The sequence below is a fragment of the Bacteroides sp. GD17 genome (assembly GCF_038448625.1).
Classification (GTDB): domain Bacteria; phylum Bacteroidota; class Bacteroidia; order Bacteroidales; family Bacteroidaceae; genus Bacteroides.
This window is the reverse complement of record NZ_JBCEZS010000007.1, coordinates 189,191-205,513: the sequence shown is the minus strand read 5'-3', so window position 1 is coordinate 205,513 and position 16,323 is coordinate 189,191. Positions and strand designations below refer to the sequence as shown.

At 51.0% G+C, this 16,323-nt stretch carries 17 protein-coding genes; 3 read left to right on the top strand and 14 right to left on the bottom strand.

All coding sequences use genetic code 11. The annotated features are described in order from the left end of the window. Positions 1 to 62: 62 nt before the first annotated feature. Genes AAE250_RS13380 through AAE250_RS13370 form a run of 3 tightly spaced genes read left to right on the top strand, consistent with a single transcriptional unit; the run spans position 63 to position 2,606 of the window. Positions 63 to 716 carry a response regulator gene (locus AAE250_RS13380; RefSeq protein ID WP_294600785.1) on the top strand — a complete coding sequence of 218 codons (654 nt, stop codon included), beginning with the start codon at positions 63 to 65 and terminating at the stop codon, positions 714 to 716. Positions 717 to 745: 29 nt separating this feature from the next. Then, positions 746 to 1,339, top strand: coding sequence for a hypothetical protein (locus AAE250_RS13375; RefSeq protein ID WP_294600783.1), 594 nt, complete (start codon positions 746 to 748; stop codon positions 1,337 to 1,339). A gap of 34 nt (positions 1,340 to 1,373) precedes the next feature. Then, positions 1,374 to 2,606 (top strand): BACON domain-containing protein, encoded by a 1,233-nt coding sequence (locus AAE250_RS13370; RefSeq protein ID WP_294600781.1) that lies wholly within the window; start codon positions 1,374 to 1,376, stop codon positions 2,604 to 2,606. An 87-nt stretch (positions 2,607 to 2,693) separates the two neighbouring features. Here AAE250_RS13370 and AAE250_RS13365 read toward each other — a convergent pair whose 3' ends face one another. From AAE250_RS13365 to araA, 14 genes are all read right to left on the bottom strand, one after another. Beyond that, a complete protein-coding gene (locus AAE250_RS13365) occupies positions 2,694 to 3,005 on the bottom strand; it encodes a HigA family addiction module antitoxin (protein ID WP_294600779.1) in 312 nt (103 codons plus the stop codon). A 9-nt stretch (positions 3,006 to 3,014) separates the two neighbouring features. Next, a complete protein-coding gene (locus AAE250_RS13360; RefSeq protein ID WP_294600778.1) occupies positions 3,015 to 3,332 on the bottom strand; it encodes a type II toxin-antitoxin system RelE/ParE family toxin in 318 nt (105 codons plus the stop codon). Positions 3,333 to 3,693: 361 nt separating this feature from the next. After that, positions 3,694 to 4,236, bottom strand: a complete 543-nt coding sequence (locus tag AAE250_RS13355; RefSeq protein ID WP_294600776.1) for a 2-oxoacid:acceptor oxidoreductase family protein — start codon at positions 4,234 to 4,236, stop codon at positions 3,694 to 3,696. An 18-nt stretch (positions 4,237 to 4,254) separates the two neighbouring features. Next, positions 4,255 to 5,016, bottom strand: coding sequence for a thiamine pyrophosphate-dependent enzyme (locus AAE250_RS13350; protein WP_294600774.1), 762 nt, complete (start codon positions 5,014 to 5,016; stop codon positions 4,255 to 4,257). A 12-nt stretch (positions 5,017 to 5,028) separates the two neighbouring features. Beyond that, complete coding sequence (locus AAE250_RS13345) at positions 5,029 to 5,202, bottom strand: hypothetical protein (protein ID WP_294600772.1); 174 nt, start codon at positions 5,200 to 5,202, stop codon at positions 5,029 to 5,031. Then, the gene (locus AAE250_RS13340) at positions 5,199 to 6,284 is read right to left on the bottom strand and encodes a 3-methyl-2-oxobutanoate dehydrogenase subunit VorB (protein WP_294600770.1); all 1,086 of its coding nucleotides are present in this window, start codon (positions 6,282 to 6,284) and stop codon (positions 5,199 to 5,201) included. The genes AAE250_RS13345 and AAE250_RS13340 overlap by 4 nt, the downstream gene beginning before the upstream one ends. Before the next feature lie 12 nt (positions 6,285 to 6,296). After that, positions 6,297 to 6,524: a 4Fe-4S dicluster domain-containing protein gene (locus tag AAE250_RS13335; RefSeq protein WP_004289820.1), complete on the bottom strand. Its 228-nt coding sequence runs from the start codon at positions 6,522 to 6,524 to the stop codon at positions 6,297 to 6,299. 18 nt (positions 6,525 to 6,542) lie between these two features. Then, positions 6,543 to 6,818, bottom strand: a complete 276-nt coding sequence (locus tag AAE250_RS13330) for a tetratricopeptide repeat protein (RefSeq protein WP_294600765.1) — start codon at positions 6,816 to 6,818, stop codon at positions 6,543 to 6,545. Positions 6,819 to 6,989: 171 nt separating this feature from the next. Continuing rightward, positions 6,990 to 8,393 carry a glycoside hydrolase family 28 protein gene (locus tag AAE250_RS13325; RefSeq protein WP_294600763.1) on the bottom strand — a complete coding sequence of 468 codons (1,404 nt, stop codon included), beginning with the start codon at positions 8,391 to 8,393 and terminating at the stop codon, positions 6,990 to 6,992. Positions 8,394 to 8,570: 177 nt separating this feature from the next. Then, a complete protein-coding gene (rpiB, locus tag AAE250_RS13320; RefSeq protein ID WP_294600761.1) occupies positions 8,571 to 9,011 on the bottom strand; it encodes a ribose 5-phosphate isomerase B in 441 nt (146 codons plus the stop codon). 29 nt (positions 9,012 to 9,040) lie between these two features. Beyond that, positions 9,041 to 11,050 (bottom strand): transketolase family protein, encoded by a 2,010-nt coding sequence (locus tag AAE250_RS13315; RefSeq protein ID WP_294600759.1) that lies wholly within the window; start codon positions 11,048 to 11,050, stop codon positions 9,041 to 9,043. A gap of 161 nt (positions 11,051 to 11,211) precedes the next feature. Next, positions 11,212 to 12,756: an alpha-N-arabinofuranosidase gene (locus AAE250_RS13310; RefSeq protein ID WP_294600756.1), complete on the bottom strand. Its 1,545-nt coding sequence runs from the start codon at positions 12,754 to 12,756 to the stop codon at positions 11,212 to 11,214. A 455-nt stretch (positions 12,757 to 13,211) separates the two neighbouring features. After that, positions 13,212 to 14,810: a xylulokinase gene (locus AAE250_RS13305; protein ID WP_294600754.1), complete on the bottom strand. Its 1,599-nt coding sequence runs from the start codon at positions 14,808 to 14,810 to the stop codon at positions 13,212 to 13,214. Between the two features lie 4 nt (positions 14,811 to 14,814). Further along, positions 14,815 to 16,323, bottom strand: coding sequence for an L-arabinose isomerase (araA, locus tag AAE250_RS13300; protein ID WP_294600752.1), 1,509 nt, complete (start codon positions 16,321 to 16,323; stop codon positions 14,815 to 14,817).

Genomic DNA, 16,323 nt, shown 5'->3' with positions numbered 1-16,323 from the left:
GATGCCGTATATTGATAAATAGTTTTTCTTTGCAGAGAAAATTAGAACACAAAGATAGGTTGATGAAAGAGAAAGATATACGCATTTTGTTGGTAGATGACCATGATTTGGTGCTTCAAGGGCTGAAGCGGATAGTAGAATGTTCGTTACCGGAAATAAAGACCGTATGTACAGCTTCGTCGGGGCAGGAAGCGCTGCAATTTATAACGTCCCAACGCTTCAATCTTTTCGTGTTGGATATAGAATTGCCCGATTTATCAGGGTTGGATGTTATCTCCTGCATTCGTGAGAAAGATCCGCAGGCACGTATCATAGTGAATACCGTACACGAAGAAATCTGGTTCATCAAGAACCTGGTGCAGTGCAATGTAGATGGCATCCTGTTTAAATCCATTGATTCTACCAAGATTGCCGAAGCTATCCGCCGCGTGCTTGACGGCGAAACTTACTATTGCCCCTATGCCGAGCATGTGCGTGCACAGATGCGGCGTTCGGATGAAGGACGGCGCGAAGAACTTACCCTGCGCGAACTGGATGTGCTGAAACGTATCTCCGAAGGGAAAAACACCCAGGAGATAGCGTCGGAACTTTGTGTCTCTACCAATACGGTAGATACGCACCGGCGTCATCTGTTGGAGAAACTCAATGCAAAGAATGTGGCAGACCTGATAATGACAGCTATTTCCAAGGGCATTATCCCTATCCGCAAGTGTTGACGGCATTACTCATTTTAAAACATATTGATATGATGAAGAAGTTTACTATTGCAGTTTTATCCGCAATCTTTTGCGGAGTGGTTGCGCTGTCGGCATGCGGTGGCGCGAAGAAGAATGGCGGAAGTACGGAAAGTACAGAAAGCCAGGGAACGAGTGTTGCCGAAGATAATGCTCCGCGTGGTTACCTTATGCCTGCCATCTCGGTGAATGACTTTTGTGGCGATTTCACTACGATGAGTCCCGACTACGGTTATCTGATGCCCGAGAAAGGATTGTTCCTTAAGATGAATGATATACGGGGGGCATACGGGATTGATGTCTATACTTATGTGATGGATGGTGACAAAATACAATGTACACCGGGGCATTTTGTGATGATAACTCCGCGAGGTGGCGATAAACTGGAAGTAACCATCAAGAAAAGCTCCAGTAACAATACTCCTTCCTTCACGTTCGTACCGACTCCCAATTGTGAAAACTCTGCTTATGTAGCTACTGAAGCGGTAGCTGGTAACTATTACTATCTCTGTGGTGACGGTGAAGCTCGCTACAAGTTCGAAGACTTGTTTGAGGATGAGCGTTGTGCAGAGTTTAAGAATTTAGTGGATAATTATGGTAAATAACCACTATGACAAAAGTGATTTAATGATGGATATTATGAAAAAAGTGATATCGATTTGTTTATGCGCTGTGTTTACTTTATTGGCAGCCTGTAGCAGCGATAGTGAAGGCGAACAGAAGAAGATACAGGTTAATAATGAGAAAGAACTGAATCAGACTCTGTATGCCGACCAGCAGAAAGGCGGTATTTCATTTGTTGCGGAGGCTGATTGGACAACTTCCGTATCGGAGAGCACTGCCACAAAAGCCGCAGCAACATGGGTTACTTTAGATCCCGATCATGGAGGCAAAGGCAGCTATACTGTTTCGATCAATTTGGAACCCAATCTTACGGGGCAGAAACGTACGGCTACTATCACCATCACGTGTGGTGATACAAAGATTACGGTAACTGTCACGCAAGAAGGTACTACCGAATCCGGTGATGTGCCGGGAGCCAACCAAAATTACCTGGTAAGCCGCATACAAGAGGTCTATGAAACGGTGGTAGCTGCTACGGGGGCGAAAGAAACGAGTACCACTGCCTATACGTTCGAGTACGACAGTCAGAATCGTATTACTAAAGCGCAGGAAGATGAAACCTACTTCTCCGGAGAAAAAGAAATGAGCGGAAACACATTTACTTACGGTGATAATACGATTGTGATGAAAAGTTTCTCCGACGATAAGACCGATGAGCAGGATGAAGCTACTTTTACTTTGGGCGAGGACGGCAATATCGTTAAGTATGAGATTGTGGAGGTTGAATCCGGTTCCCGTTCATGGTATTCGGCAGGTACGTTGACTTACGACAGTGAAGGTTACTTGACGACTGCCGAAGGTCAGGTGGATATGTCTTCCGGCGAACCTGAGAACAGAGTGGATATGGCTGTATGGAAAGATGGCAATCTGATAAGAGCGTACAACGACTATTACGGAACGGATCAACAGAAGACACGTTCCGAAATGGAATATGCCAATTCGGAATACATCAATAATCCGAATGTCAATCTCGATCTGAACTTCTTTGTTTGCGACAGCGAATGGCTGGACTGCTTTGCTTTCGGTGGAGCGTATATCAAACCCTATGGTCACATAGGCAAGCGTAGCAAAAACTATATGACTGCGGAGTATGATAAGTATCACGGCGACAATGAGTATTGTACTTATCAGTACGAGTTCGACGAAAAAGGGCTTCCGGTAAAGGTTATTAAGACCCGCCATGATAAGGAAAACTATTATTCGAAGAATCAGATTACATACACCATCACTTATAAGTTAGCTCAATAGGTATAAAAAAACGGATGATGCATTCACTCAGAAGACATCATCCGTTTATGCATTTGGTTCTGCATTTTCATCAATGTCATCCGCCGCTTAAAGCAATGCGGCATACTTGCGTATTTTATTCAAACGTTCAATGAGCGTCCGGTCGTTGCTTGCTTGCTGCATATTGTATTTCAGCTGCAGACGCATTAGCGAATCGGCAGGAATATCCAAGGCTGCCTCAAACATCATAGCGGTGGGAGTGGTCAGCGTACGCCGCCCGTTCAGCAGGTCGTTGAGTGCCTTGTAGGAGATACCCATTTGTTCCGCTAGTTTCCGCTGTGATATTTTGCGGTATTCTATTTCATCTTTCAGCACCTCACCAGGATGAGTGGGGGTATATCCGAATCTTACAGTTGCCATATCTTTCGCTTATTTATAATGATTAGACAATTCGATAATGTTGCATACAGTGACTACAATCTCGGAAACTACTTTTGTGGTCTTGAACTCTATACGGTATTGGTCATTCACTCTGACCGATTCCATGCCTGCTCTATCGCCAATAAGTACCTCGTAGTGTAACGAATGATACCTAAAAAGATCTTCTACCCCCGACACTGATTCCAACAAGTCTATCGTCTTACGATATTTGGCGACGATTTGGGGTTGAAAGCGATGCTTCTTGTCGGAAGTTCTTCCTTCAAGGTAGAGTTGCTCCAAATATTCCTTATCAAACTTAATTTCCATGCTTTGATTGTAATCAACAAAAGCAAAGGTAGTGCAAATCTTTATAAGTCCACAATATTTGAGGATTTATTTAGAAGGTTTTTCATTTGTATCATCGGAATATACCTATCCCGTTCTGTTGCCCGTCCCGGCGGATATGTTATCCGCCGGTCATGATTATCAGGATTTTCGACCACCTATGATTACAAATCCGATTGAACGAAGAATCAGATTACATATACCATCACTTATAAATTAGCTCAATAGGTATAAAAAAACGGATGATGCATTCACTCAGAATACATCATCCGTTTACTATAAACGCATCATCCGTTGAGGGCAAACACATCATCTGTTTGCACCGAACGGATGATCTGTTTTTTTAGACTTCCTTAATCAGCTCCATACCGCGCTTGATAGCCTCTTCGTTCATCGGTATCAAGTGGTGGTGACGTTCGGGAAGCGTCTTCTTCAAACCTTTGATTACGTTCTCCAGCGTTACTATCGGCGCAATCTTCAGCAGTCCGCCCAGTACAATCATGTTGAATGCCTTGGCGTTGTTCATTTCATTGGCAGCATCCATGGCATCAATGCGATATACCTTGATGTCCTTACGCGTAGGTGGGTTGATGATACCGTAGCCGTCGTAGATCAGTACGCCGCCGGGCTTCACTTTGCTTTCGAACTTTTCCAGTGACGGTTGGTTCAGTATGATGGCGGCATCGTACTTGCTGAGGATGGGCGAAGATATCTTCTCGTCGCTCACAATGACGGTTACGTTTGCCGTACCGCCGCGCTGTTCCGGTCCGTAGGCGGGCATCCAGGTTACTTCCTTGCCTTCCATCAGTCCGGAGTATGCCAAAATCTTTCCCATGGACAATACACCTTGTCCACCGAAGCCTGCTATAATGATTTCTTCTTTCATTGTTCTTCTGTCTTTAGATTATTTATCTTTCAGGTCACCCAGCGGATAGAACGGGAACATATTCTCTTCCATCCATGTGTTTGATTTCTCGGGAGACATCTTCCAACCGGAGTTGCAGGTAGAAACAATTTCTACGAGGTTGGAACCTTTGCCTGCCATAGAGTTCTCGAATGCCTTGCGGATGGCTTTCTTTGCTTTGCGGATGGCGGGAACCGTTTGCACGCTCTGGCGGGTTACGTAAGCCGTACCTTCCAGTTGGGCGGCGATTTCGGTCATCTTCAGCGGATAGCCGTGCAAGTGAACGTCGCGGCCGTAAGGACTTGTTGAGGTCTTCATGCCGACGAGGGTAGTGGGGGCCATCTGGCCACCGGTCATACCGTAAATGGCATTGTTGATGAAGATGATGGTGATGTTCTCGCCACGGTTCAGGGCGTGGATGGTCTCGGCTGTACCGATACATGCCAGGTCACCGTCGCCTTGGTAAGTAAACACCAGGCGGTCCGGCCAAAGGCGCTTGATGGCGGTGGCAAGGGCGGGCGCACGTCCGTGTGCGGCTTCCTGCCAGTCGATGTCTATATAGTTGTAGATAAACACGGCACATCCCACGGGGGAGATGCCTACTGCTTTGTCTTCCAGTCCCATTTCTTCGATTACCTCGGCTATCAGTTTGTGAACCACACCGTGGCTGCATCCCGGACAGTAATGCATGGGATTATCGTTCATGAGAGTCGGTTTCTTGGCAACCAGGTTCTCGGGCTTGATAATATCTTCTCTTGTCATAATCACTTCTCCTTATCTATTGGTGAAACGTATGAAAAATTCCATCAGCTTGACGAATATCGCCGCACCGCACACGTAGATGAACAGTTTGAAGTCATCCCGTGCTGCAAAATATACAATGATAGCTGCCAGGGCAAGTATCAGGAACAGAATATTCAGTACGTTTCTTATTTTATCAGGATTCATTTCTCAATAAGTTTTTCTTTTAATGCTGTCACAATCTCATCCGGGTCGGGAACGATGCCGCCAAGGCGTCCGAAGTGTTCCACATTTACTTTACCGTTCACGGCGAGACGAACGTCTTCAACCATCTGTCCGGCATTCAGCTCGGTAACCAGCATACCTTTCACCTTGCCGGCATATTCGGCAATGGCTTTGGTGGGGAACGGCCACAGTGTGATGGGGCGAAGCATACCTACCTTGATACCTTCTTCGCGTGCCAACTCCATCGCTTTTTGTCCGATACGTGCCATAGACCCAAAGGCTACAATCAGGTATTCGGCATCTTCGCAATGGATTTCCTCGAAGCGTACTTCGTTTTCTTCTATCTCCTTGTACTTGGCCTGGAAGCGGATGTTGTTCTTTTCCATTTCTTCCGGTTTCAGTTCCAGGGAGGTGATGATGTTGGGCTTGCGGCCTTTGGTTCTGCCGGTAGTGGCCCAAGGGCATTGTGCGATGACTTCTTCGTCCGTGCGGCGCGGCTTCTGTGCGGGGAGTACGACTTTCTCCATCATCTGTCCGATAACACCGTCGGCAAGGATGATGGCCGGGTTGCGGTATTTGAAGGCAAGCTCGAATGCCAGTCCTACAAAGTCCGCCATTTCTTGCACCGAAGCCGGGGCAAGGGCAATCAGTCGGTAGTCACCGTGACCGCCGCCTTTTACAGTCTGGAAGTAGTCGGCCTGGCTCGGCTGGATAGTTCCTAGTCCGGGACCGCCACGCATTACGTTTACAATCAAGCAAGGCAATTCGGCACCTGCCAGGTAGGAGATACCTTCCTGCTTCAGGCTGACACCGGGGCTGGACGAGGAGGTCAATACCATCTTTCCGCTTCCGGCACCGCCGTACACCATATTAATAGCTGCCACTTCACTTTCTGCCTGGAGCACCACCATGCCGGTAGTTTCCCACGGTTTCAGTTCGGCAAGAGTTTCCAATACCTCCGATTGCGGAGTAATAGGATATCCGAAGTATCCGTCGGCACCGCAGCGGATGGCTGCATGGGCGATGGCTTCGTTTCCTTTCATTAATACAACTTCTTCTGCCATATTCTTCCTAATTTATTCTACTTTTACTTTATAAACTGAGATACATCCGTCCGGACATACGGTAGCGCACGAGCTACATCCGTTGCAGGTATCTTCTAATATTTGGTGGGCATAGTTATACCCTTTCACGTTCACCTCTTTGGTGAGGGCTATTACATTGAGCGGACAAGCTACCACACACAGGTTGCAGCCTTTGCAACGCTCGGTGTCCACTACGATTGCTCCTTTGATTTTTGCCATAATTTACGTCCTTTATTTTTATTGATTGTACATATCCTTATTATAGAAGTTCAAGATATCCATAGCCATGCGGTGTGCATGTTGAGCGGGGCTTTCCGGATTAAGGTCGATGGCATACTGATAATTGTTCAATGCCTGCTGCCAATTGCCTTGTTTCCGGTAGGCATTTCCTCGAAGATAGTAAGCCTCATCTTTACCGGGGAAGTCGGTTTGTAATATTTCGTCGAGCTGCCGGATGGCTTGCTCTACATTTCCCTGGTTGATAAGCTCTTTTATGGTATTTAATTGTTCCATATCATTCTTAGTTCGGGATTACTGACCTACAAAGATAGTTTTTATTTAAAGACAATATGCATCTTCACTGTGAAAAATAAGAAAAAGGGGGTAAGAAAATAGCCCGAAGTCCTCTTCTGATCTATCAGAATGTCAGGACTCCGGGCTGATAATATGGAAAATATGGTTGGACTACTTTACAAGTTTGCCGTTTATATATAGATTCTTGAACGTAACGTCTTTTGCTCCTTTTATGTCGTTTCCGTCTTTGGCAACGTTGTTGAAATGGCAGTCTTCTACGCTGATGTTGGATACGTGGTCGTCATCGTCCAGGCCGATAATGAGTACGCCGAGCTTGCTCTTTTCGCAGGTCACGTTCTTCAGGTGTACGTTGCGGACGATGGATGGGAAGCTGCGGTCGCACTTCTCGCGGTTTTCGTATTGCAGGTTGATGCGGAGCACGGCTTCACGGCATTGGCCTACGGTGACATTGCGCACGAATACGTTCTCTATGATTCCGCCGCGGCAGGTGCTGGTCTTGATGCGGATGACGCGATCCAGGTCGGGGCTGTCCATCTTGCAGTTCTCCACGTATAAGTTGCGGTAGCCGCCGGAGATTTCGCTGCCGATAACTACGCCGCCGTGACCGTTCTTCATGAAGCAGTTGCGCACGATGATGTTCTCACTGGGGGTGTTCCATTTGCGCCCGTCGGCATTACGACCCGACTTGATGGCGATGCAGTCGTCGCCGGTATCGAAGATACAGTCTTCTATCAGTACGTTCTTGCAGGATTCGGGGTCGCAGCCGTCGCCGTTGGGACCACGGTTGAAGACGTGTACACCGCGTACGGTGAGGCTTTCGCAGAACAGCGGGTGGATGACCCAGAAGGGGGAATTCAGCAAAGTAACGTCTTCAATCAGTACTGTGTTGCAAGAGTATAGGTTGATGAGTTGCGGACGCAGACCGTCTTCGGGCGTCATTACACGTTTATAAATAGGAGTGGAGGTTTCGCCGTACATCAGCAGACGCTCGCGCCCGCCGTTTCGCTGGGCTACCATGCCTTCTTTCCAGCCGTACTTGGGAGCGCCGCACATGGGCCACCAGGTTTCGTTGGAGCCTTGTCCGTCGATGGTGCCTTTGCCGGTGATGGCGATGTTGGTTTCGCCGTAGGCATAAATCAGCGGGCGGGCATTGTAGCAATCCAATCCTTCCCACCGGGTGATGACACCGGGGAAGTAGAGGCTCTGGTCGGTGGAGAACTTCAGCACAGCACCTTCTTCTACATGAAAGTTTACGTTACTTTTCAGGGTGATGGGGCCGGTATAGAATGTTCCTTTCGGTACGATTACCGTTCCGCCGCCGTTGAGGCTGCACGTCACTATGGCTTGATTGATGGCTTCGTGGCAGGGGCTGTCCGGTGTATCGGGTTTTGCTCCGAAGTCGGTGATGAGATACGTTTTCTTAGGGAAGGACGTTTTCTTGATCTGCTGTTCAATCTTGGCACTCTCCTTGAAAGCCTTGTCGAAGTCTATCGGGTTGGCCACGGCCAAAGTTGCCGATAAAAGCAAGGAAAGGATTCCGAATACTTTCTTCATGTGTTTCTTATACTTTTTAAATGGTTATTAGATGTCGGTGGCAAAAGTACGAAAAGAGAGGGATTGCCGGAGATGAGATTTTGATTGAAAAGGTGTAATAATTGATGGCTTTCAATAAAAATGGCAGACTCTCTTGATGAAAGCCTGCCATTTCCCTATTGGATGGATGTTTTAAATCTACTTGCCTGATACCGGAATCTTCTCTATCCTTCGTTGATGGCGTCCGCCTTCAAACTGGGTTGCAAAGAATTCCTTCAGAATCATATCCGCTTCTTCGGTGCTGATAAAGCGTCCCGGCATTACGAGTACATTGGCATCATTGTGCTGGCGTGCCAGACGGGCAATCTCAGCCGTCCAGCAAAGGGCGGCGCGGATGCCTTGGTGCTTGTTCAGCGTCATGCTGATGCCTTCGCCGCTGCCGCAGATGGCGATTCCCGGATAACACTCTCCGGCTTCTACGGCCAGTGCCAGCGGATGGGCATAGTCGGCATAGTCACAACTCTCCGTAGAGTAAGTACCGAAGTCCTTGTATGCCCAGCCTTTTACTTCCAGCCAACCGCGAACGTATTCTTTCAATTCAAATCCGGCATGGTCGGAACAGAGTCCTATTGTTTTCATTGTGCTGATGTGCTAAAGGATAGAATGATTTATAACATTGCTTTTACTTGCTTATAAACATTCTCAGCCGTAAAGCCCAGCTTCTCGTCCAGTACGGTGTAGGGAGCGGAGAAGCCGAAAGACTCCAGACCCCACACTTTACCGCAGGGACCTACCAAGCCTTGCAGCGTCACAGGCAGACCGGCCGTCAAGCCGAATACCTTGATGCCGCAAGGTATGATGCTTTCCTGATATCCCGGAGCCTGGCTGCGGAACAAGCCTTCGGACGGAGCGGATACGATACGTACCTTCACGCCGTCTTTGCGCAACAGTTCTGTACCGGCTACCAGCGTAGATACTTCGGAACCTGAAGCAACGAGGATTACATCCGGGTTCTCATCCGAACCTGCTACGATGTAAGCACCCTTGGCAGCTTGTGAGTAATCGTTTCCTGCGGGCAGGTTGGTGATATTCTGACGGGAGAAGATCAAACCGGTAGGAGTAGACATGTTCTCCATGGCGAGTTTCCAGGCGATGGTCGTTTCTTCGGCATCTGCCGGGCGAAGTACCAACATGGAGTTGTGGCCTTTATGGTTCTTCAGTTTCTCCATCAGGCGGATTTGAGCTTCCTGTTCTACAGGTTCGTGAGTAGGACCGTCCTCACCTACACGGAAGGCATCGTGTGTCCAGATGAACTTCACGGGTACTTCCATCAGTGCAGCCATGCGTACGGCGGGTTTCATATAGTCGGAGAATACGAAGAACGTTCCGCAAGCGGGAATAACGCCGCCGTGCAGTGCCATACCGATGCAGCAGCAAGCCATGGTCAGCTCGGCAACACCTGCCTGGAAGAATGCACCGCTGAAGTCGCCCTTCTTGAAGGCGTGGGTTTTCTTCAGGAAACCGTCGGTCTTGTCGGAGTTGGAGAGGTCGGCGGAAGCTACAATCATATTCTCTACCTGAGTGGCGAGGGCACCGAGTACGGTAGCCGATGCGGCACGGGTGGCAGTGTTTGCCTTCTGCTCAATGGCAGTCCAGTTCACTTCGGGAGCTTTGCCGGAGAAGAAGAGTTCCAGTTTGGCAGCCTTTTCGGGATTGGCTTTTGCCCATGCGGCTTTGGCTGCATATTTTTCGGCCATGATTTTCTTCAGCTCAGCGGCACGCTTGGCGTAGAGTTCGGCTACTTCGGGGAAGATGACGAACGGATTAGTCGGGTCGCCGCCGAGGTTCTTGATGGTGTTGACGTAAGCGTCGCCGCCCAGCGGAGCACCATGAGTGGCGCAGTTGGCTTCGTAGCTGCTGCCGTCGGCCTTGCGGGCGCCTTTGCCCATTACGGTGTGGCCGATGATCAGAGTCGGGCGTTCTGCTTCGGCTTTGGCTTCGTTCAATGCACCGCGGATGGCATCGGGGTCGTTACCGTTGATCTTGATGACTTTCCAGCCCCAGGCTTCGTATTTCTTGGCAGTATCTTCGATGGTAACATCTTTGGTCTCGGTAGAGAGCTGGATGTCATTGGCATCGTAGAACATGATAAGGTTGTCCAGACCGAGGGCTCCGGCGATGCGGCCTGCACCTTGGGAGATTTCTTCCTGCACACCACCGTCGGAGATGTAGGCGTAGATGGTCTGTGGCATCACTTCTTCGAAACGGGCTTTCATGAACTTGGCGGCAATGGCTGCACCTACGGCAAAGGTATGTCCCTGTCCCAGCGGACCGGACGTGTTTTCGATGCCGCGCATGATGTCGCGTTCGGGATGTCCCGGAGTGGGGCTTTCCCATTGACGGAACTGCTTCAGTTCATCGAGCGTGAACTTGCCGGTGAGGGCGAGTTGTGAATAGAGCATCGGTGACATGTGTCCCGGGTCGAGGAAGAAGCGGTCGCGTCCTTCCCATGCTGGGTTTTCGGGGTCGTATACAAGGAACTCGGAGAAGAGTACGTTTACGAAGTCGGCACCACCCATGGCACCACCGGGGTGTCCGGAGTTGGCTTTTTCAACCATAGAGGCAGCGAGGATACGGATGTTATCTGCTGCGCGGTTCATAAGTTTGTTGTCGTTCATATTGGTATAATTAGTTTTGAATGTAAATATGCACAAGCGGTTCATTTTTGCAGGGACAAAGATAACTCTTTATGTGCAATTCGCAATATAGAAAGAGTGTCTTTTTTATCGTTGCTACCGCCCGCAGGCTGCTAAAAATACAAGAAGTGTTTTTAGCAGAACTACTGTAACTCAATAGTAACAATAGACTTGGCAGGAAGTTTTACCTTTAGTACACCTTTATTAATTTTTACCTCTTTGAACGGAGCCGGTTTCACTGTATTCGGGTTCTCAAAAGAATTATGATCGGTCAGGCGGGCGGCAGTCAGTATTTCGCCCGCAGCCTTCTTGGCGTCTATGCCGGGCAGGTTGATGGTTACTTCCTGGGCGCTGTCGGCGTCGATGTTCGACATAGAGATGTGGATTTTCCCGTTCTTATCCTTGGAAGCGGTGGCGCTGATGAGGGGCACACGACGGTTGTCGCGCACGTCGACGATGTCGCAGTTCAGTTCGAGCGGGATGTAAGTGGCATCCTGGTGGACGTTGTACATCTTGAAGACGTAGTAGGTGGGCGTCAGCACCATGTTCTTGCCGCTGGTCAGGATCATGGATTGCAGTACGTTGACGATTTGGGCGATGTTCGCCATCTTCAGGCGGTCGGTGTATCGATGGAAGATGTCGAGGCTGAGGGAGGCTACGAAGGCATCGCGCAAGGTGTTCTGCTGGTAGAGGTGGCCGGGCGTGGTGCCGGGTTCTTCGTCCCACCAGGTTCCCCATTCGTCGAGCATGAGGGCTACGTTTTTGTCTTTGTCGTACTCGTCCATGATGGCGCAATGCTTCCGGATGACGTCTTCTATTTCGCGGCATTTGCCCAGCGTCCAATAGTAATCGTCTGTGCTGAACTGGGTGGCGGCACCTTTGCTGCCGTTCCAGCCGCTGACGGTGTAGTAGTGGAGGGAGAGGCCTTGCATGCGGCTGCCTACGCGCTCCATCAGGACGCGGGTCCAGTTGTAGTCGTAGTCGCTGGCGCCACTGCCTATCTTGAAGAGGCGGTTGCCGTCGTAGTTGCGGCAGTAGGTGGAGTAGCGGCGGTAGAGGTCGGCATAATATTCGGGACGCATGGAGCCGCCGCAACCCCAGCTTTCATTGCCTACACCGAGGTATTTCACTTTCCAAGCATGGTCGCGGCCGTTCTGCCGGCGGAGGCGTGCCATGGGGGAGTCGCCTTCGGAGGTCATATATTCCACCCATTTGGCAAGTTCCTCGACGGTGCCGCTGCCTACGTTTCCGCTGATGTAGGGTTCGCAGCCCAGCATTTCGCAGAGGTTGAGGAATTCGTGCGTGCCGAAGCTGTTGTCTTCGATGGTGCCGCCCCAGTTGTTGTTCACCATCTTGGGGCGGTTTTCTTTCGGGCCGATGCCGTCCATCCAGTGGTATTCGTCGGCAAAGCAGCCGCCCGGCCAGCGGAGGACGGGGACTTTCAGCTCTTTCAGGGCATTGAGCACGTCGGTGCGATAACCGTTGGTATTGGGAATGTCGGAGCCTTCGCCCACCCAGAGCCCGCCGTAGATGCAGGTGCCCAGGTGTTCGGCAAACTGGCCGTAGATTTCTTTAGGGATGATTTGCGTGCCTTGGTCGGCATGCAGGGTGATTGTTGCGCTCTTCTGGGCCGATGCGGAAAGTGTGGCTGCCAGGAAGATACTGCTGATGATAAGTTTGTTTCTCATGGGTATTTCGCTTTTAATTGTTAGATAAAGTTTAATGATTGGGGGGATTGGGGAAAAATCGGGGGGGACTGAACGTTACATTTCCTCCGCCGGGAAAAATCGGAGCCAACTGCACGTTACATTTGCCCCGCCGGGAAAAATCGGAGCTAACTGCACGTTACATTTGCCCCGCCGGGAAAAATTGGGGCCAACTGCACGTTACATTTCCTCCGCCGGGAAAAATTGGAGCCAACTGCACGTTACATTTGCCCCGCCGGGGAAAATTGGGGCAAAAGGAACGCTATTTACATTTCAGTAGTATCTCGATTCTCCTCCTCCTGGGAGGAGGAGTACCCCAACGGGGGGAGGTGGTAGGCGAAACGATATACCTATTTAATCATAAAAACAAGGATTTCTTTTCTCACCTACCACCCCGCCCTTTGGGCACCCCTCCTCCCAGGAGGAGGGGAATTAAGTTACTTCTTGAATTGCACGGCTGCCTTTTCGATGGGTAGTGCCGCCTTGTAGCTCTGGATATATGCGTTGAATCCCGCCACCTCTTCCGCCGTAGGCGATATCTCCACCCCGGCATCTCCGCCGAACACTTGCTGGTCGAGGAAGGCATCGAGCGGTTGCTTCTTCCCGTTGTTCACGAGGAACGAACCCAGCAAGGCGATGCCCCAGGCGCCACCTTCGCCGGCCGTCTCCATCACCGAAATCGGCGAGTTCAGCGCGGCGGCAAGCACCCGTTGGCCTACGCCCTTGGTCTTGAACAATCCGCCGTGACCGGTGATGCGGTCCACCTTCACCCGCTCTTCCTGGAAGAGGATGTCGTTGCCAATCTTCAGCACACCGACGGAGGCATAGAGGTGCGTCCGCACGAAGTTTGCCAGCGTGAACTTGTCGTCCGCCGAGCGCACAAACAGCGGACGGCCGTCAGCAAGCCCCGTCACCGGTTCGCCGGAGACGTAATTGAATGAAAGGAGGCCTCCACAATCCGCATCGCCTGTCAGCGCGTGGTTGTAGAGCTTGCCGTACACTTCGTTCATATCTACGGGCACGCCCAGCAGTTCCTGATATTCCTTGAAGAGGCCGATCCAGGCGTTGAGATCGGACGTGCAGTTGTTGCAATGCACCATGGCCACGGGGCTTCCGTCCGGCGTGGTCACCATGTCGATCATTTCGTAGGGGCGCGACAGGTCCTTCTCCAGCACAATCATGGAGAAGGACGAAGTGCCTGCCGATACATTTCCCGTGCGTTGCTTCACGGCGTTCGTGGCCACCATGCCGGTACCGGCGTCTCCTTCGGGTGGGCAGAGCGGTATGCCGGCCTTCAAGTGGCCCGATACATCGAGGCGTCGGGCACCTTCCGGCGTCAGGAATCCGGCATTTTCGCCTGCCGGGAGCACTTGGGGAAGGAGGTCTGCCAGTTTCCAACCGTAACCCTTGGGGGCCACCAGGCGGTCGAACTTCTCCACCATCGTGGCGGAGTAGTTCCGGGTCGCGGGGGCGATGGGGAGCATGCCCGATGCATCACCTATGCCCAGCACCTTCTGGCCTGTCAGCTGCCAATGGATGTATCCGGCAAGCGTGGTCAGGTAATCAATCTTGCCTACGTGTTCCTCCTGGTCCAGAATAGCCTGGTACAGATGTGAGATGCTCCATCGCAGCGGAATGTTGAAGACGAACAGTTCCGATAGCTCTGCCGCCGCCTGCGCCGTATTCGTGTTCCGCCAGGTGCGGAAGGGCACGAGGATCTCTTCCTGCTTGTCGAATGCCATGTAGCCGTGCATCATGGCGCTGACGCCGATGGCGGCTAATGTTTCGACTTCGATGTCATATAGGTTCTTCACCTCCGCGCGCAGGTCGGCGTAGCAATCCTGAAGTCCGTACCAGATGGCCTCGATGCTGTACGTCCAAAGCCCGTCAACTAACTGGTTTTCCCAGGTATGGCTTCCTTGGGCGATGGGCTTGTTTTCCTCGTCAATCAGGACGGCCTTGATTCGTGTCGAACCAAGCTCTATGCCCAGAACGGCCCGGCCTGCTTCGATGGTTGATTTTGGATCTGATTTCATAATCTTAGCAGAGTGCCTTGTTCAACATATAGTATACTTCGTTCATGCGCAGTTCTTTCTTGAACTCGCTGATGGTAGTATTCTCGTCGATAACCACCATCTCGATGCCTGCCATTTCGGCAAAGTCTTCCCAATATTCCACGGTCAGGTCGTAGGAGAAGCTGGTGTGGTGTGTACCGCCTGCCAGAATCCAGGCAGCGGCGCCCACTTCGAGGTTGGGCATCGGAATCCACAGGGCGCTGGCAACGGGAAGTTTCGGTAGCGGCTTGCTCTTGATGCATTCCACCTTGTTCACGATGAGGCGGAAGCGGTTGCCCAGGTCTACGATGGTAGCAGCTACACCTTCGCCCTGCTTGCTGGTGAAGACGAGACGGGCGGTTTCGCTGTCGATACCGATGGCGAGGCGGTGTACTTCCAACTTCGGCTTCTGCTCAGCAATGAGCGGACAAACTTCCAGCATGTGTGCCTGCAAGATGGCGCTCCGTTCACCGTCGAAGTTCAGCGTGTAGTCTTCGAGGAAAGAACAGCCTTTCGGCATGCCCTGGCTCATGAACCAAGTGGTGCGGTAGAGGGCGGCGGTCTTCCAGTCACCTTCGGCGCCGAAGCCATAACCTTCTGTCATCAGGCGCTGCGAAGCCAGTCCGGGGATTTGGTCGAAGTCGCCCAGGTCGTTGAAGTTGGTGGTGAAGCCTTTGGCACCCGTATCTTTCAGGATGCGGCGCAGGGCGATTTCAGCTTTAGCGGAGTTCCAGACTTTCAGATAAGCCTCTGTGCGTCCGTCTTCCAGTTCGGGGGCGTGGTCGTATTCCTTGAAGTAAGTCTCGACCATGGCTTGCACATCTTTGTCTTCTACGGCATTGTAGTACTTCATCAGGTCGTTCACTGGACAATAGTCCACGTGATAGCCCAGCACCTGTTCGGCTGATACCTTGTCACCGTCCGTCACGGCCACGTTGTTCATCTGGTCGCCGAAACGGATGATGAGCATGTCCTGTGCGTCGGCCCAAGCAGCGGCAACGCGCATCCAGGCAGCAATCTGTCCTTGTGCTTTCTCATCCTGCCAGTGACCTACTACTACTTTGCGGTTCTTACGCATGCGGGTCACGATGTGTCCGAATTCGCGGTCGCCGTGAGCCGACTGGTTCAGATTCATGAAGTCCATGTCCATCGTGTCCCAGGGAATCTCCTTGTTGAACTGGGTGTGGAAGTGCAGCAACGGTTTCTTCAGTTCCTGCAGGCCGTGAATCCACATCTTGGCGGGCGAGAAGGTATGCATCCAGGTGATGACACCGATACACTTCTCGTCATTGTTGGCTGCCTTGAAGGCGGCGGTCACTTCCTTGGAGGAGTTCACCGTGCCCTTATAGACTACCTTTACAGGCAGACGGCCTGAATCATTCAGTCCTTTTACCATTTCATTGCTGTGTGCATCTACTGCTACCACTGCGTCACCTCCGTACAGGAGCTGTGCTCCGGTTACGAACCATACTTCATATTGATCAAATGCGTTCAT

Excerpts from the sequence above, each read along its gene's own strand:
- AAE250_RS13380 (WP_294600785.1), top strand. The coding sequence starts at position 63 with ATGAAAGAGAAAGATATACGCATTTTGTTGGTAGATGACCATGATTTG.
- AAE250_RS13310 (WP_294600756.1), bottom strand. The coding sequence starts at position 12,756 with ATGAGAAACAAACTTATCATCAGCAGTATCTTCCTGGCAGCCACACTT.
- AAE250_RS13345 (WP_294600772.1), bottom strand. The coding sequence starts at position 5,202 with ATGAATCCTGATAAAATAAGAAACGTACTGAATATTCTGTTCCTGATA.
- AAE250_RS13355 (WP_294600776.1), bottom strand. The coding sequence starts at position 4,236 with ATGAAAGAAGAAATCATTATAGCAGGCTTCGGTGGACAAGGTGTATTG.
- AAE250_RS13325 (WP_294600763.1), bottom strand. The coding sequence starts at position 8,393 with ATGAAGAAAGTATTCGGAATCCTTTCCTTGCTTTTATCGGCAACTTTG.
- AAE250_RS13340 (WP_294600770.1), bottom strand. The coding sequence starts at position 6,284 with ATGGCAGAAGAAGTTGTATTAATGAAAGGAAACGAAGCCATCGCCCAT.
- AAE250_RS13360 (WP_294600778.1), bottom strand. The coding sequence starts at position 3,332 with ATGGAAATTAAGTTTGATAAGGAATATTTGGAGCAACTCTACCTTGAA.
- rpiB (WP_294600761.1), bottom strand. The coding sequence starts at position 9,011 with ATGAAAACAATAGGACTCTGTTCCGACCATGCCGGATTTGAATTGAAA.
- AAE250_RS13315 (WP_294600759.1), bottom strand. The coding sequence starts at position 11,050 with ATGAACGACAACAAACTTATGAACCGCGCAGCAGATAACATCCGTATC.
- AAE250_RS13370 (WP_294600781.1), top strand. The coding sequence starts at position 1,374 with ATGAAAAAAGTGATATCGATTTGTTTATGCGCTGTGTTTACTTTATTG.
- AAE250_RS13330 (WP_294600765.1), bottom strand. The coding sequence starts at position 6,818 with ATGGAACAATTAAATACCATAAAAGAGCTTATCAACCAGGGAAATGTA.
- AAE250_RS13375 (WP_294600783.1), top strand. The coding sequence starts at position 746 with ATGATGAAGAAGTTTACTATTGCAGTTTTATCCGCAATCTTTTGCGGA.
- AAE250_RS13335 (WP_004289820.1), bottom strand. The coding sequence starts at position 6,524 with ATGGCAAAAATCAAAGGAGCAATCGTAGTGGACACCGAGCGTTGCAAA.
- AAE250_RS13305 (WP_294600754.1), bottom strand. The coding sequence starts at position 14,810 with ATGAAATCAGATCCAAAATCAACCATCGAAGCAGGCCGGGCCGTTCTG.
- araA (WP_294600752.1), bottom strand. The coding sequence starts at position 16,323 with ATGAACGCATTTGATCAATATGAAGTATGGTTCGTAACCGGAGCACAG.
- AAE250_RS13365 (WP_294600779.1), bottom strand. The coding sequence starts at position 3,005 with ATGGCAACTGTAAGATTCGGATATACCCCCACTCATCCTGGTGAGGTG.
- AAE250_RS13350 (WP_294600774.1), bottom strand. The coding sequence starts at position 5,016 with ATGACAAGAGAAGATATTATCAAGCCCGAGAACCTGGTTGCCAAGAAA.